Origin of the sequence: Streptomyces sp. NPDC057137, assembly GCF_042670825.1 — a bacterium.
Lineage (GTDB): Bacteria > Actinomycetota > Actinomycetes > Streptomycetales > Streptomycetaceae > Streptomyces.
This window is the reverse complement of record NZ_JBHUUW010000040.1, coordinates 14012-29125: the sequence shown is the minus strand read 5'-3', so window position 1 is coordinate 29125 and position 15114 is coordinate 14012. Positions and strand designations below refer to the sequence as shown.

General features: G+C 69.9%; 10 protein-coding genes. 3 read left to right on the top strand and 7 right to left on the bottom strand.

What is annotated here, in order from left to right; all coding sequences use genetic code 11:
* The first annotated feature begins 172 nt into the window (after positions 1-172).
* From ACFT9I_RS26750 to ACFT9I_RS26740, 3 genes are all read left to right on the top strand, one after another.
* Positions 173-1858 carry a discoidin domain-containing protein gene (locus ACFT9I_RS26750; protein ID WP_382568271.1) on the top strand — a complete coding sequence of 562 codons (1686 nt, stop codon included), beginning with the start codon at positions 173-175 and terminating at the stop codon, positions 1856-1858.
* A gap of 282 nt (positions 1859-2140) precedes the next feature.
* On the top strand, positions 2141-3883 hold the full coding sequence (locus ACFT9I_RS26745; RefSeq protein ID WP_382568270.1) for an ABC transporter transmembrane domain-containing protein: 1743 nt from the start codon (positions 2141-2143) through the stop codon (positions 3881-3883).
* Complete coding sequence (locus tag ACFT9I_RS26740; RefSeq protein ID WP_382568268.1) at positions 3880-5676, top strand: ABC transporter ATP-binding protein; 1797 nt, start codon at positions 3880-3882, stop codon at positions 5674-5676. Before ACFT9I_RS26745 ends, ACFT9I_RS26740 begins: the two co-directional genes overlap by 4 nt.
* 29 nt (positions 5677-5705) lie before the next feature.
* Here ACFT9I_RS26740 and ACFT9I_RS26735 read toward each other — a convergent pair whose 3' ends face one another.
* The 7 genes from ACFT9I_RS26735 to ACFT9I_RS26705 all read right to left on the bottom strand — a co-directional run bounded on the left by ACFT9I_RS26735 (position 5706) and on the right by ACFT9I_RS26705 (position 15034).
* Positions 5706-6689 (bottom strand): hypothetical protein, encoded by a 984-nt coding sequence (locus ACFT9I_RS26735; RefSeq protein WP_382568266.1) that lies wholly within the window; start codon positions 6687-6689, stop codon positions 5706-5708.
* Positions 6686-7696: an SPFH domain-containing protein gene (locus ACFT9I_RS26730; protein ID WP_382568264.1), complete on the bottom strand. Its 1011-nt coding sequence runs from the start codon at positions 7694-7696 to the stop codon at positions 6686-6688. The genes ACFT9I_RS26735 and ACFT9I_RS26730 overlap by 4 nt, the downstream gene beginning before the upstream one ends.
* 131 nt (positions 7697-7827) lie before the next feature.
* Entirely contained in the window at positions 7828-10860 is a 3033-nt protein-coding gene (locus ACFT9I_RS26725; RefSeq protein ID WP_382568262.1) for a family 16 glycoside hydrolase, read from the bottom strand.
* Between the two features lie 249 nt (positions 10861-11109).
* Complete coding sequence (locus tag ACFT9I_RS26720; protein ID WP_382568260.1) at positions 11110-12669, bottom strand: MFS transporter; 1560 nt, start codon at positions 12667-12669, stop codon at positions 11110-11112.
* 82 nt (positions 12670-12751) lie between these two features.
* Positions 12752-13765 (bottom strand): NADP-dependent oxidoreductase, encoded by a 1014-nt coding sequence (locus ACFT9I_RS26715; RefSeq protein ID WP_382568258.1) that lies wholly within the window; start codon positions 13763-13765, stop codon positions 12752-12754.
* Positions 13766-13794: 29 nt separating this feature from the next.
* On the bottom strand, positions 13795-14334 hold the full coding sequence (locus ACFT9I_RS26710; RefSeq protein ID WP_382568257.1) for a TetR/AcrR family transcriptional regulator: 540 nt from the start codon (positions 14332-14334) through the stop codon (positions 13795-13797).
* A gap of 4 nt (positions 14335-14338) precedes the next feature.
* Complete coding sequence (locus tag ACFT9I_RS26705) at positions 14339-15034, bottom strand: type 1 glutamine amidotransferase domain-containing protein (protein WP_382568255.1); 696 nt, start codon at positions 15032-15034, stop codon at positions 14339-14341.
* Positions 15035-15114 lie beyond the last annotated feature (80 nt).

Sequence of the window (15114 nt, the reverse complement as noted above, 5' to 3'; positions counted from 1 at the left end):
CCTCTGTCTTGCCGGTGGACTGTCAGGTCCTTACGTTGTGGGGGGCCGCACCGTGCGCCGGGACGCGCACACCGCCGCCACGTACCGCGTACGACGCACCACGTACTTCGCATGCCGCCGCATGCCGCTCTTCCCCGCACCTCCACACGCAGAGCCGATTGCGAGGAACCCCGTGGCACTTTCCAGACGCACCGTCATCGCGTCCGCGATAGCCGGCGCCGGAGCGGCGGCAGGCCTGGCCGCCCAGACCGGGACCGCACAGGCGGCCGCCTCCCCACCCGGAGACGTCGTCGGCAAGATCACCGTCGGCTACCAGGGCTGGTTCGCCTGCTCCGGCGACGGCGCGCCGATCAACGGCTGGTGGCACTGGTCGCAGAACTGGGGCCAGTCGCCGTCCCCCAGCAACACCGCGATCGTGAGCTGGCCCGACGTACGCGACTACACCCACACCTACCGGACGGCCTACCCGGCGCTCGGCAACGGACAGCCGGCCGCGCTGTTCTCCTCGTACGACCAGCAGACCGTCGACACGCACTTCTCCTGGATGCAGCAGTCCGGCATCGACACCGCCGCCCTCCAGCGCTTCAACCCCAACGGCGGCGAGGGTGCGACGCGCGACGACATGGCGGTGAAGGTGCGCAGCGCCGCCGAGAAGTACGGCCGCAAGTTCTACGTCATGTACGACGCCACCGCGTGGACGAACATGCAGCCGGAGATGAAGGCGGACTGGCTCGCCAAGATGAAGGCGCTCACCGCGTCGCCGGCCTACGCCAAGCAGAACGGCAAACCGGTGGTCGGCATCTGGGGCTTCGGCTTCAACGAGCCCAACAAGACCTGGTCGGCGGCCGTCTGCCTGGACGTCGTCAACTGGTTCAAGGCGGAGGGCTGTTACGTGATGGGCGGCGTGCCCACGCACTGGCGGCGCGGTATCGAGGACTCACGGCCCGGGTACATGGACGTGTACCTCGCCTTCGACATGCTCTCGCCGTGGATGGTCGGCCGGATCGCGGACATCGCGGGCGCCGACAACTTCTACGCCAACGTCAACACACCCGACCAGGCGCACTGCGACGCCAACGGGATCGACTACCAGCCCTGCGTTCTGCCCGGCGACCTCCAGTCGGGCCACCGCGCCCACGGCGACTTCATGTGGCGGCAGTTCTACAACATGTGCCGGATCGGCGTGCAGGGCATCTACATCTCGATGTTCGACGAGTACAACGAGGGCAACCAGATCGCCAAGACCGCCGAGACCGCCGCGCAGGTCCCGGTGGGCTCCGGCATCCGGGCGCTGGACGAGGACGGCACGGCCTGCTCGGCGGACTACTACCTGCGGCTCACGGGTGACGGCGGCCGGATGCTGAAGGGCGAGCTGGCACTGACCCCGACCCGTCCCACACCGCCGGTCACAGGCGGCGGCGGCCCCAACCCGCCGACCGGCGACCTCGCGCTGAGCAGGGCGGCGAGCGCGAGCAGCCAGACGCAGAACTACGGCCCCGGCAACGCCGTGGACGGCAACGGAAACAGCTACTGGGAGAGCGCCAACAACGCGTTCCCCCAGTGGATCCAGATTGACCTCGGCTCCGCCCTGCCGGTACGCCGGCTCGTCCTGTCGCTGCCACCGAACCCCGCCTGGGCCACCCGCACCCAGACGCTGTCCGTCCTCGGCTCCACGAACGGCACGAGCTTCGCGACCCTGAGCGCCCCGGCCGCCCGCGTCTTCGACCCGGCGAGCGGGAACACGGCGACGGTCACCCTCGCGTCGGCGGCCACCGCCCGCTACGTACGGGTGCAGATCACCGCCAACAGCGGCTGGCCGGCGGGCCAGTTGTCAGGGCTGAGCGTCTACGCGGACTGAGGCTCCCTCGACGGGCCCGGACCTGGGGAAGACCTCGGGTGCGGGCCTGTCCGTGTCACCGACACCGGCGCCAACACCCATGGAGAGGTGCGCACTTCGGGGCTCCTCGGCCACGTTCTCCTGTGCCCCGAACGCCTCGAACGGATTCGCCTGACGCGTCGGCCCGGCTAAGTTCGATCACGTTCGATCGACTGGCGCCGACGGGGGAGGGCCACCGTGCCGCACGGAGCGACAGAGGGTGCGGAATCCGCGCGTACGACAGCGCGGGGCCGTATCCACCCGATGGCAGACCCCTCGCACCACCCCGGAGAGCCCGACATACGCGGCCCGCTGCGCTACATCTGGTGGCTGATCGTCAGCCAGCGCCGCCGGGTACTCACCGGCTCAGCGCTGGGCAGCGCCTGGATGGTGGGCCTGATGGTGCCCCCGTATCTGCTGTCACGGGCCATAGACGACGGCCTGACGGCCGGCCGCTCCTCGGCGTTGCTCGGCTGGACGGGCGCGCTGCTCGGCGTCGGGGTGCTGAACGCCTGGCTCGCCGTCATGCGCCACCGCGTCATGACACGGGTGCGGATGGACGCCGCGTTCCGCTCGGTGCGCGTCGTGACGGAGCACACGACCCGGCTGGGCGACCTGCTCGCACGTCGGACGTCGTCCAGCGAGATCCTCACCATCGGGTTCGGAGACGTGGCGCAGACAGCCAACGTCCTGACCATCACCGGACCGGGCGTCGGCGCCGTACTCGCGTACCTCGTCGCGGCCGTCCTGCTGCTCTCCATCTCACCGATGCTCGCCGTGGTGGTCCTGCTCGGAGTCCCCGTACTGGCGCTACTGGTCGGCCCGCTGCTGGGACGTCTGCAAAGCGTCGAAACCGCGTACCGCGACCAGTACGGGGTCCTCACCACCCGCCTCGTCGACCTGATCGAAGGGCTGCGCGTGCTGGGCGGACTCGGCGGCAAGGAGGTCTACGCCGAGCGCTACCGCGAGCACTCGCGGGCGCTGCGGACCGAGGGATACCGCGTCGGTACGGTCACCAGCTGGATCCAGGCGCTCGCCGTCGGGCTGCCCACCGTCTTCCTCGCGGTCGTGACCTGGCTGGCGGCCCGGTCGGCCGCGGAGGGTTCCCTCACCACCGGCCAGCTGGTCTCCGTCTACGGCTACGCGGCAGTGCTCGTCGTCCCCGTGGCGTTCTTCATCGAGGGGGGATACGACCTCAGCCGGGGCCGGGTCGCGGCGCGCAGAATCATCGGGTTCCTCGCGCTCCAGCCCCGCTCCGACGATCCGTCGGCCGGGCTGGACGCACCGGACGGGCCGTCCGTCCTGCACGATCCCTCCTCCGGTGTGGAGGTGCTGCCGGGTCGGTTCACCGCGCTGGCCGGTGCGCACCCCCAGGAGTCCGCGCTCGTGGTGGAGCGACTGGGGCGTTTTGTCAACTCGGAAGCCGTGTGGGGCGGAGTTCCGCTGCGGGACATCGCGTTGACGAAGGTGCGTGCACGGCTCCTGGTCGCCGACAACGAGTCCGCCCTGTTCGCCGGGACGCTACGGAACACGATCGTCGGCCGTACGGATCACTCGGCCGACGACCTGGCACGGGCTGTCGACGCGGCGATGGCCCGTGACATCGTCCACGGCCTGCCGGACGGACTCGACTCGGCTGTCGCCGCACAGGGGCGCGACCTGTCCGGCGGCCAGCGTCAGCGCGTACGGCTGGCCAGGGCCCTCCTCGCCGCGCCCGAGGTTCTGCTGGCCGTGGAGCCCACGTCCGCCGTGGACGCGCACACCGAAGCGGCCATGGCCACCCGGCTGCACGCGCATCGGGCCGATCTGACGACGGTCGTCACGACCACGTCACCGCTGGTCCTCGACCGGGCGGACACCGTCTGCTACCTCGTCGGCGGCCGGGTGGCGGCCACCGGGACCCATCGAGAACTCCTGGCCGGGGAGCCCGGCTACCGCCGACTGGTCTCCCGCGACGCGAACGACGAACACCAGGCTGACGACGACGAGGACGGTGCGGAGCGATGAGGGAGGATCATGCGCTGCCCGTCGCCTCGCGGGCGCGACTCGTCGGCGCGGCGGCCGACCTCGTCCGCCGGGACCGCGGGGCGTTCTTCGCCATGCTCGCGCTGAACGTGCTCGCCGTGGGCGCCGGGCTCCTCGGGCCGTGGCTGCTGGGACGGATCGTCAACGCGGTCCAGGACGGCGCGACGGTGAGCACCGTCGACCGACTGGCCGTCGGCGTCGTCGTATCCGCCGTGGTCCAACTCCTGCTCGCCCGCTGGGCGCGACTGATAGGGCACCGCTTCGGCGAACGGACGCTGGCGCGGGTCCGGGAGCGGTTCGTCGACCGGGCCGTCGCGCTCCCGGTGTCCGTGGTCGAGCGGGCCGGCACGGGCGATCTGGTAGTGCGCGGCACCAGCGATGTCGGCGCGGTCGGCACCGCTCTGCGGGACGCCGGCCCCGATCTGCTCATCGGCGGGATACAAGCGCCCCTGATCCTCGCCGCCGTATTCTTCCTCGACCCGTTGCTCGGCGTGTGCGGCCTGGCCGGACTCGTCGGTATCCGGTTCGCGACGCGCTGGTACCTGCGCCGGGCACCGGCCGCCTACATGGCGGAAGGGGTGGCGAACTCGGCTCTGGCCGAGGCGCTTTCCGCGACAGCCGCCGGTGCGCGCACGATCGAGGCGTTCGGCCTTGAGGAGCGGCACGTCGCCGCGGTGCTGGAGAAGATCGAGGCGAGTCATCGCACCCGGACGCGCACACTCTCTCTGCGCAGCGTGCTCTTCCCGTCCCTCGACATCTCCCATGTGCTTCCCGTGGTCGGCGTGCTGCTGGTGGGCGCGCCGCTCCTCGAACGCGACATGGTCACGCTCGGCGCGGTGGTGGCGGCGGTCCTGTATCTGAGGCAGTTGGCCGAGCCGTTGGACTTGATCCTCCGGTGGGTGGAGCAACTGCAGAGCAGCGGCGCGTCCTTCGCCCGCGTCGAAGGTCTGGGCGTGCAACTCGACTCCCTGGAAGGCGCGTTGACCGGTCTTTCGGTCGGCCGGCCGTCGGCGCGCCCGGTCGGTGACCGGATCGAGTTGCGCGGCGTCCACTACGCGTACGACCCCCCGTACGACGGCACGAGCGACGTCGTCCGAGGGGTCGATCTCACCGTACGGCCGGGCGAACGCCTCGCCGTGGTGGGCCAGTCCGGTGCGGGCAAGACCACCCTCAGCAGACTGCTCGCCGGGATCGACACTCCGCGCGCGGGCACGGTGTCGGTGGGTGGCGTCCCGGTCGCCGATCTGCCGTCGCAGATTCTGCGGCGCCAGATCGTGCTGGTCACCCAGGAGCACCATGTCTTCACCGGGACGCTCCGCGACAATCTGCTGCTCGCCGCGCCCGACGCGGCCGATGCCGCGCTCACCGGGGCGCTGTCCGCCGTCGGCGCCGACTGGGCGGAGCGCCTGCGGCACGGTCTCGACACCGAGTTGGGCGCACGGGAGCATCAACTGGACGGTGCCCAGGCGCAGCAACTAAGCCTGGCACGCGTGGTGTTGGCCGACCCGCACACCGTCGTCCTGGACGAGGCCACCGCTCTGCTCGACCCGAGGACAGCCCGGCGTACGGAACGCGCGCTCGCCGCCGTCCTGGCGGGACGAACGGTCATCGCCATCGCCCACCGGCTGCACACCGCGCACGACGCGGACCGGGTGGCCGTGATGGACGGGGGACGGCTGACGGAACTCGGCAGTCACGACGAACTCGTCGCGGCAGGCGGGACCTATGCCGCGCTGTGGCGTTCCTGGCACGGTGACGCGGCGGCCCCGGCCTGAAGAACGGGGGCGGCAGGTCGCACGCCCGCTCAGCCGAGCAGTCGCAGCGTCGTCCCCGATACGCCGACGCGGACCGTCTGGCCCCAGGTCAGGGTCAGCGCGTCCGACTCCATGCCGTCGCCGAAGGCGATCAGACGGTCGGACTCCACGGTGAGGGTCAGCCGTTCCGTGGGCGTCAGTTCGCCCGACACGAGTGAGGTTCCGGTCGTGGGGGAGGGCCAGGCCTCTCGTACGAACCAGAGCAGCCGGCGGTCGGCGGGGCCGGGGAGGGCGAGTGCGCTGGCGCGTTCCTGCCACAGCGAGCGCAGCCAGCCGGTGGCGCCGGTGCCGGTGCCGACGAGGACGCCGGACGATGCCTGGGCCTCGGCTCCGGGTTCGGTTCCGGGTTTGGTTCCGAGTCCGACCTTGGCTCCGGGGGCCGCCTTGGTCTTCGCTCGCACTCCGGCCTTGAGGGAGGCCGGCCGGTTGCCGGCGGTCAGCCGGTAGCGGATCGTCTGGTGGCCCGCCGGGCCGAGGCAGATCTCGTTGAGCGCGAGCAGCCGCTGGCTGTCGTCGGCGACCGCCTCCACCATGGTGAGTTCGTCGACACCACCGCGCCCCCCGGCCGCCTCGGCCAGGAGCTTGCCCGCGTCCGCGGCGCGATGACGCACCAGTACGCCGGGGTTGCGGCCGGGATCGGTGTCGATGCCCACCACCGGCTGACCCGACAGGTACTTCGCGGCGTTCGCGACCAGCCCGTCCTGGCCGACCACGACCACGACGTCCTCCGGGCCGAAGAGGAAGCGGTCCAGGTCCGCGCGTTCGACCCGGCTCTGCCGCCATCGGTGGGGCACGGCGGCGGCCACCTCGGTCAGGGCCTGGTGCGTGCGGTGGTGCCGTTCGGCGACCTCGCGGATGTCGCGGTCGCGGGAGGAGAGGAAGAAGGCGGCCTGACCGTGGGTGCCGTGCCGGGCCAGCAACTCCTCGTACTCGGTGGTGCGGTGGACCAGCACCGCCCGCGGCGCGAGCGTCACGCCTGCTCCCCGTCCCGTCGTCCCAGCGTCGCCAGCAGGCCGGTCAGTACGTCGGGGGAGACGGTGACGCTGTCGATGCGCGGCAGGTTCTCGGCGAGCCGGTCGACGGCCAGGGCGCGCAGCGTCGCCGCGTCCGCGTCGCCGTGCACCCGCAGCCAGTCGGCCTGGGCCGTCGCCCGCGCCTCGCCGGACCTGCGGGCCGCTTCGGCGTCGGCGGTCGCCAGCCGAACCCGACGCGCCGCCTCGGCCTCCGTGCGTACCGCGTCGGCCGCCGCGCTCTCCTCGGCCTCACGGCGGGCGTTGGTGCCGCGCTGCTCGACCAACTGCTCCTCCTGGCGGGCCAGTTCGATCTGGCTGGCCAGTTCGTTCTCGGCGATGGCCCGCTCCCGCTGCACCGCCACCGCGCGTCGCTCGTACGTCGCCCGGTCCGCCTCCTGCTGGATCTGTTCGCGCGCGGGCGTCCGCAGCGCGCGTTCCACCTCGGCCTCCGGGCGGACGGCGACCACCCGTACGGTCACCACCTCCAGGCCGGTGGCGGGCAGTCGGGGCTCGGCCGCCAGCCCGCCGTCTATCCGGTCGCGTACGGCGGCGACGCCGTCGGACAGCGCGGCGGCGAGCGGTGTACGGGCCAGGACGTCGAGCGCGTGCTGCTGGGCGGTCTCGGTGAGCAGGGTCGCGATCTGTTCGAGCGGGGCGCCGCGCCAGACGCCGGTGTCCGGGTCGAGGGAGAAGTCCAGCCGGGCGGAGGCGAGAGCGGGGTCGCTGATCCGGTAGGTCACGGTGGCCTGGACGGTGACGTCCTGGAAGTCGGCGGTACGGGCGTGGAAGGCCATCGCCAACTCCCGGTCGTTGACCGGCACTTCGGAGAGCGCGGCGGACAGCGCCCGGAACCAGAAGCTGAGCCCCGTACCGTCGTGGACCAGCCGTCCCCGCCGGTGGTGGCGGATGTGGGCGGTGGGGGCGGAGCGGAGATGGCGCCGGCCGAGGCGCTTGGTGATGTCAGCCATGATGACCTCTTCTCGTCGCTATGACGATATCGAAGAGTTGTTCATAGCGTCAATGTGACGAGAGTGGCTACGGCCTCGCCCCCCGGCCGTGACCGACCAGGAGGCGAGGAAGTGGCGAGACGTCAGGCCGCCTACGCCTTGGGCTCGATCCAGATGTTGCGGTAGCGCACCTTGTTCCCGTGGTCCTGGAGCCGGATGGCCCCGGTGGCCGTGGTCTCCGGTGCGCCGGCTCCCGTCGGCCCGTCGATCGCCACGTCGTTGTGGACGGTCTTGCCGTTCCACACCACCGTGACGCGGGCGTCCTCGGTCTTCTTCCCGTCGGCGCCGAAGCGCGCGGCGCGGAACGTGATCTCGTACGTCTGCCAAGTCTCCGGCGCCGTCGAGGCGTTGAGGTCCGCGGCCTTCTTGGTGTAGATCGCCGCCGCCTCGTTGTTGGCGAGTTTCTCGACACCGAACGAGTCCAGGATCTGGATCTCGTAGCGCTCCTGGAGATACACCCCGCTGTTCCCGCGGTCCTGGCCGGTCACGTCCGGGGGCAGCTTCGGTACCCGGAACTCGACGTGCAGCTTGAAGTCTCCGAACGCCTGCTTGGTGCGGATGTCACCGCAGCAGACCTCCATCGAGTTCTCGTCGGACGACGGCCATCGGACGTCACTGCCGTCGTTGTGCTGCCACTGCGACCGGTCCTTCCCGTCGAACAGGGTGATGCGACCGTCCTTGGGATGGACGGAGATCAGGTCGAGATTGACATGGCCGGTGTCGCCCGCGTCGTACCGGTACGCGATGGTGTTGGCCCCGCGGCTGAGTGGCAGCGACTCGGTCCTGGTCGCCCAGCCGTCCCACTTCCCGGTGCTGGGCAGGACCGTCTGTTTCATCTTGCGGCCGTTGACGTAGACGCTCACCGTCTTGTCCCCGACGAAGGGGTTCGGGCCGTTGGCGTAGCGCAGCCCGACGTCGTACTTGCCCGCCTTGGTCGTGGTCACGTCGAACGTGGTGGTGGCGCCCTGCGTCCCGTAGCTGTCGACGAAGCCGCCGCCCGAGTGGCCCGCGTGCTCGGTGTCGACGCGCGCGCCACCGGTCAGCGCGGCTTCCTCCGCCTCGTACTGCGTCTTCGGCTGCGCGTCGCCGACAAGGGAGTTGAGGGTGTACCAGGCCTCGGTGCTCCACAGCGTCTCGCCGCCCTCGGCGCTGAACGGCCGCGGCGAGCGGATGTGCACCACTCGGTTGGACTTGAGGCCGTCGATCGCGAGGGTGACCTTCTTGCCGTCGGCGGACACGGTGGCCGACTGCACCTTCAGCGTCTCCTCGTCGATCTTGGGGCCGCCGTAGTCGGGTGTCGGGGCGTAGTACCACTGCTCGACCTCGTACCGGTCGACCAGTTCGGCGACGGTCTCGGCGGAGAGCGGCTTGGTGTACTCCAGCTCGAAGCCGCCCGGCTTGGCGCGCATCGCCAGGATGTCGAAGGCGTCCTGGCCGTTCGGCGTCAACTTCTGCAGGCCGTACTGGAGTTTGCCCTCCTGGCCCCAGTTGCCGCCGGCGCCCAGACCGCCGGCGTAGATCGCACCGTCCGGGCCCATGCTGATCCGGTTGACGCCGGCTTCCAGTCCCTGTGTCATCCGGAAGACCGCGCCCTGGTACTCGCCCTTGACCTTCTCCAGGTACCCGCGCTGAAGGCCGCCGTACGTGACGTCACCGAAGACCATCTGCCCGGCGTACGGTCCCTCCTTCAACAGCAGTGGTGTGCTGGGGGAGTTGGCGATCTCGTTCTGCGGCAGCCACAGCACCGGCTTGGTGACCGGCTTGGCGTCGAAGGGACCCGCCGGGTTGGTGTAGTGGTTGAAGAAGCGGTCCTGCTTGATGTGGACCAGCTTCGAGGAGGGCAGCCAGCCACCCTGGTTGTCGGTCACGAAGATGTCGCCCTCGGGGCCCCAGCCGATGCCGTTGGGCGTACGCAGGCCACCGGCCACATAACTGACCTCGCCGGTCTCCTTGTTGACCTTGATCGTGGAGCCGCGGTTCTTCGCGGGCTGCGGATCCGTCGTCGCGCCGCCCAGGTTGATCGCGACCGACAGGTTCAGATAGAAGAAGCCGTCCTGGTAGAGCAGCCCGAACGCGAACTCGTGGAAGTTCCCGCCGTACGGCCAGGTCGCGACCTTCCGGTAGGTGTTGGTGACGTCGTCCCCGTCGGTGTCCTGAAGCTCCGTCAGCTCGTGCTTCTGCGACACGTACAGCGAACCGTCGACGTACTTGATCCCCTGCGGCTCCCTGAGGCCTTCGGCGATCTTCTTGGCTTTCACCTTCTCCGGACCCGTGCTGCCCGTGACGTCGCTGAGGAGGTAGACCTCGCCCGTCACGTTGTCGGTGCCGCCCCAGGTGGTGACGGCCAGCCGGCCGTCGGGCAGCCAGTCCATCGCCGTGACCTGCGGCTCGAAGCCGCTCGGCCGAAGGTCGGTGAGTGTGTAGCCGGGGTGCACGCTGTTCAGGGGCAGACCGTCGCCGGGGGAGTCCCTGACGCCCTCGCACTCCTTGCGGCCCGGCGCCGTCACGCGTACGACATCGGCGTCCGTGCTCAGCACGGAGTTGGGTACGACGGTGAAGCCGGAGGCGCCCGGCGGCTGCCAGGAGAGGGTGATGTTCTGGCCGCCGGCGCGGTCGAAGTGCTCGATGCTCAGGGAGTGGTAACCGGCCGTCAGGGTGACCGTGCCGTCCTTGGGGTCCGCGCCGTGCAGACCGTCGTGGTCGATGACGACCTGATCGTCGATCCGCAGCCGCGAACCGTCGTCGCTGGTCAGCCGGAAGGTGTAGGAACCGTCCTGCGGGACGTCGATGTTGCCGATGACCTGCGAGACGAAGTTGTCGCCGATCCCGCCGAAGTCGTCGGTCGACGACCAGTCGATGGTGGGCATCAGCTTGTCGACGTTCGGTGTCTGCGCGGGCTTGAGGACGCAGATCCTCTCCAGCGGCACCTGCACGTCGTACACGCGCAGGGTCACCCCCGGCTCCTGCGGCGGCAGTTCACGGGTGACTGGATCGGCCGCGACGGGATCGGCCGCGACGGGATCGGCCGCGACGGCCGGGGTCGACATGAGGCCGGTGGCGAGGAGCGAGACGGTGAGCAGACTGAGCAGACATCTGCGCAGGCGGCGGCTCGGTCTTTGATCCATTCTTCCTCCTGGCACTTCGCGCACCGGGAAGAACACCCCTGTCCCTGGGCGGAGTTCACCGCCGGGGCTAGCCCTTCGATCCGGATACGGAGGTCTGGCGACGGATGCGGACGTGGCGCTCTGGCGGTTCGCGGCTCGACCAATGGTCTGTCATGTACGCCATCAGTCGACATCGAGCGAAAGACTAGAGACTTCTGTCGGGACCGTCCATGCTTTGTCACGCACGAGTGGAAAGTCCTTGACGGCGGATCACCTGTCACGGGACCGGGCACTTCGGCGTGGACGCCTTGGACGCCCTGGACCCCCCGGACGAGAGGCGCCGGTAGGCAAGCCGAACATGGCGATGACCGCGACGCACGCGAAGGCACCGGCGCCCAGGAGGAAGATCGTGACGTACTGACTCTCCGTAGCCAGGGTGGCCGATTCTCCGGGAAGGTCCGGCAACGTGCCGGAAGTCAGCAGTGTGATCACGACCGCGCTGGCCACCGAACTTCCCGTGGACCGCGCGATGGAGTTGACGCCGTTCGCGATGCCGTTCTGGAGGGCCGGTACGCCGGCGGCGATGAAGATCGGCAACGTGGCGAACCCGCAGCTGACCGCGATGCCGGTCAGCAGCCCCGCGGCGATCACCGAGGCCGGGGTGTCGTGCAGGAACGCCAGCCCGGTGAACCCCAGCACCCCACTGCACGCACCGACGGCCAACGGTATGCGCGCGCCGAAGCGGCGGATGAAGATCCCTGCCACCTGTCCGGTGACCAGGGACGCGACCGCTCCCGGCAGCAGGAATTCCACGGACGCCCGCACGGTCGACGCCGTGAATCCGTAGCCGGCGAGGTGGGCGGGGGCCTGAACGAACGTCGAGATGCCGATGTACTGGGTGAACATGCCGAAGCCGAGGAGGATTCCGGCCAGGTTGGTCAATACGACCGGTCTGAGTGTCAGCATCTTCATGTCCACCAGCGCGTCGCGCCGGTGCTTCTCGAAGACGACCCAGAATCCGCCGGCAACGATGGCGGCTCCGAAGGACGCCAGCGTCGGCACGGACCCCCAGCCCCACGTGTTGGCCTGTGACAGGGGAAGCAGGATCAGCACGAGCACACAGGCGAGCACGGCCGCGCCGATCCAGTCGATCCGGCCGCCCGCCACTTGGGAGGACGGTGGAACGACGAGAGTGACGGCGACCAGAGCCAGCGTGCACAGCACGGCGGAGAAGAGAAAGACCCTGTGATAGTCAGGGTTCTCGCCCTGGGTGAGCACTCCAGCGGCTGCCAGCGCGAGACCGCTCCCCACCGCCAGCGTGCTGCTGACGGCAGCCATCGCCGTAGGCAGCCGTGTGGGCGGCAACTCGTCGCGCAGGATCGAAAGCGCGAGCGGGAAGATGGCCGTGGACGAGCCCTGCAGAGCACGCGAGACCAGCAGGAGCGGCAGCGAACTGGTCACCGTGGCCACCACGGAGCCGACGACCGCCGCGACAAGGACCCCGATCAGGACGCGACGCTTTCCCCGCTGGTCACCGAGGCGGGTGAGCAACGGAGTGCAGACCGCGGCCGCGAGCAAGGTCACGGTGGTGACCCAACCGACGGCCGCGGGGGCCGCGTGGAGGTCACGTTGGATGATGGGCAGGATCGGCACCGTCAGCGTCTGCATCATGGAAACGACCACAGTGGCCATTCCGAGTGACAGAACAAGGGAAGTTCGCTTGTTTCCCACAACGCGTCTGTCCATGGACAAGAGGCTCATCTCGCAGCTTTCACGCTGGGTTCGAGGGCGGAATGCGCGCCCGGTTGTCGATACGGCCTGTGAGCGCATCCACCCGTCGAGACGGCCGAGGTGGGGACGCCCAACTCGGGCGTAATCACGTTGAATGTTCTTTCCGTGCGTGGAAACTCCCTCAGGACGAGGTCAGTTCGATGAGCGTCTTGCCGGTGTGGGCGCCGCGCATCATGGCCAGGAATCCCTCCACCGCGTTGTCGATGCCGACGACGACGGTCTGTTCGGTGCGCAGCGAGCCGTCTTCGAGCCAGCCGACGGCGTGCTGCCGGTAGTCCGCGACGAGGTGTTCGTGGTCGTTGACGTTCATGCCGCGCAGCGAGAGGCGCTTGCCGATGGCGAGGACGAGGTTGTTCGGGCCGGGGCTGGGTTCGGTGTCGTTGTAGACCGAGATCGCGCCGCACAGCGCGATGTGCCCGTATGGGTTGATCGCACCGAGTGCGGCTTCCAGATGGTCGCCTCCGACGTTGTCGAAGTAGACGTCGATGCCGTCGGGAGCGGCGGTGGTGAGTTGGCCGGGCAGATCACCTTCGCGGTAGTCCAGTCCGATGTCGAAACCGAACTCCTCCACCAGGCGGCGGGCCTTGGCCGGCCCGCCGGCCGAGCCGATGACCTTGGCGGCTCCCAGGTGCCGCGCCACGACTCCCGCGACCGTGCCCACGGCGCCCGCCGCGCCGGAGATGAAGACGACGTCGCCTCTTTTGACCGGGGCGATCTCGGTCAGCCCGGCGTACGCGGTGATGCCGGTGGCGCCGAGCACGCCGAGGTAGGCCGAGGCCGGGGCGGTGTCTGTGTCGATGACCTCGACCTCGGCCGCGCCGACGAGGGAGTACTCGCGCCACCCCGCGAAGTGGCTGACCGCTGTCCCCACCGGGATGTCGTCCGCCCCGGAGGCCACGACGAGGCCCACCGCGGCCCCGTCCATCGCCTCGCCGAGGTCGAAGGGCGGAATGTAGGACTTACGGTCGTTCATCCGGCCGCGCATGTAGGGATCGACGGACAGCATGTCGTTGCGCACGACGACCTGTCCGGGCGCCGGATCGGGGACCGTCGTGCTGACGAGTGTGAAGTCCGCGGGTTTCGGCTCACCGGTCGGGCGGGTGGTGAGGTGCCATTCACGGCTGGGAAAAGGCATGGGTGACCTCCTGGTGAGAGCGATGTGGTTCACGAGGTGGCGGCGAGGCCCTCGGTCAACGCGGTGCAGGCCGGGCCGAGGAGCCGTTTGCCGTCGGGTACCGCTTCGAGTCCCGCGACGAGGGCCAGGCAGATGTCGGCCGCGTCGAGCGGTTCGGCGACTCCCGCGTGAGTGAGCACGGTGACGAGCAGACGCCGGAGTTCGGCGGTGAAGTCACGGCAGACGGGTCCGAACAGCCGCGTCTTCTCGTCACACAGTTCGGCGGCGTGCGGCGAGTCTCCGGCCAACTGCAGAATCAGATCGAGCTTGGCGACGAGGATGCCTCTGATGCGGCGGTCGCTGGTGGTGTCGGCCGCCGCGGCCCGCCGGGCCCGGTCGAGCGCCTGCGCGTGCAGGCGCTCGGCGAGCCGGCGGAGGGCGTCATCCTTGCTGCGGACGTGCTGGTACAGCGACGACCTGGACACTCCCATCGTCGATGCGACGTCGTCCATCGTGGTGCGCCGTGCGCCGTAACGGGTGAGGCAGTCGTACGTCGCGTCGAGGACCTCGGTGAGCCGGTCGACGCCCATGTCTCTAGCCCAGTGCCTTCAGCATCTCCGCCGCCACGGGAGCGGACGACGCCGGGTTCTGTCCGGTGATCAGGGTGCGGTCGACGACCACGTGGGGCGCCCACGGCGCGGTCTCCTCGAACAGGGCGCCCGACTCGACGAGCCGGTCCTGCAGCACCCACTCCACCTTGTCGGCGAGGCCGGTCTGCGTCTCCTCGGCGCGGGTGAAACCGGTGAGCCGGTAGCCCGCGAACAGCCAGGTGCCCTCGGCGTCGCGTGCGTCCAGCAGGGCGGCCGCGCCGTGGCACACCACCCCGAGGGGCTTGCCCGACGTCAGGGTGGCCCGCAGCAGTTCGGCGGACCGGCTGTCGTGCACCAGGTCTTCCATCGGGCCGTGGCCACCGGGGTAGAACACGGCGGCGTAGTCGTCGAGGTCGACGCCGTCGAGGCTGATGGGCTTCGTCAGTTCTGTGATCGCGGCCAACGCCGCCGTGATCCTGTCCGCGTTCTCCTGGCCTCCGTTGAGCGCGGGAGAAAGGCTCGCCTGGTCCACGGTCGGAACGACGCCACCGGGGGTGGCGACGACGACCGTGTGGCCCGCGGCCGTGAGGGCTTCGAAGGGCGCGACGACTTCCTCGGCCCAGAAGCCGGTGGGATGCCGCGTACCGTCCGCGAGCGTCAGGTGAGTTGCACCGGTCACCACAAAGAGGATCTCTGCCATGTCGTGTCTCTCCAAGAGAAGGGGCCTGAGGAGGCCAGTGGATGTCCCACGGTCCGACGCTCCGTGCGGAGATCGTCAGC

Bases quoted from the DNA above. Each gene is read 5' to 3' on its own strand.
- ACFT9I_RS26745 (WP_382568270.1), top strand. From the start codon at position 2,141: ATGGCAGACCCCTCGCACCACCCCGGAGAGCCCGACATACGCGGCCCG.
- ACFT9I_RS26740 (WP_382568268.1), top strand. From the start codon at position 3,880: ATGAGGGAGGATCATGCGCTGCCCGTCGCCTCGCGGGCGCGACTCGTC.
- ACFT9I_RS26730 (WP_382568264.1), bottom strand. From the start codon at position 7,696: ATGGCTGACATCACCAAGCGCCTCGGCCGGCGCCATCTCCGCTCCGCC.
- ACFT9I_RS26725 (WP_382568262.1), bottom strand. From the start codon at position 10,860: ATGGATCAAAGACCGAGCCGCCGCCTGCGCAGATGTCTGCTCAGTCTG.
- ACFT9I_RS26720 (WP_382568260.1), bottom strand. From the start codon at position 12,669: ATGCGCTCACAGGCCGTATCGACAACCGGGCGCGCATTCCGCCCTCGA.
- ACFT9I_RS26715 (WP_382568258.1), bottom strand. From the start codon at position 13,765: ATGCCTTTTCCCAGCCGTGAATGGCACCTCACCACCCGCCCGACCGGT.
- ACFT9I_RS26710 (WP_382568257.1), bottom strand. From the start codon at position 14,334: ATGGGCGTCGACCGGCTCACCGAGGTCCTCGACGCGACGTACGACTGC.
- ACFT9I_RS26705 (WP_382568255.1), bottom strand. From the start codon at position 15,034: ATGGCAGAGATCCTCTTTGTGGTGACCGGTGCAACTCACCTGACGCTC.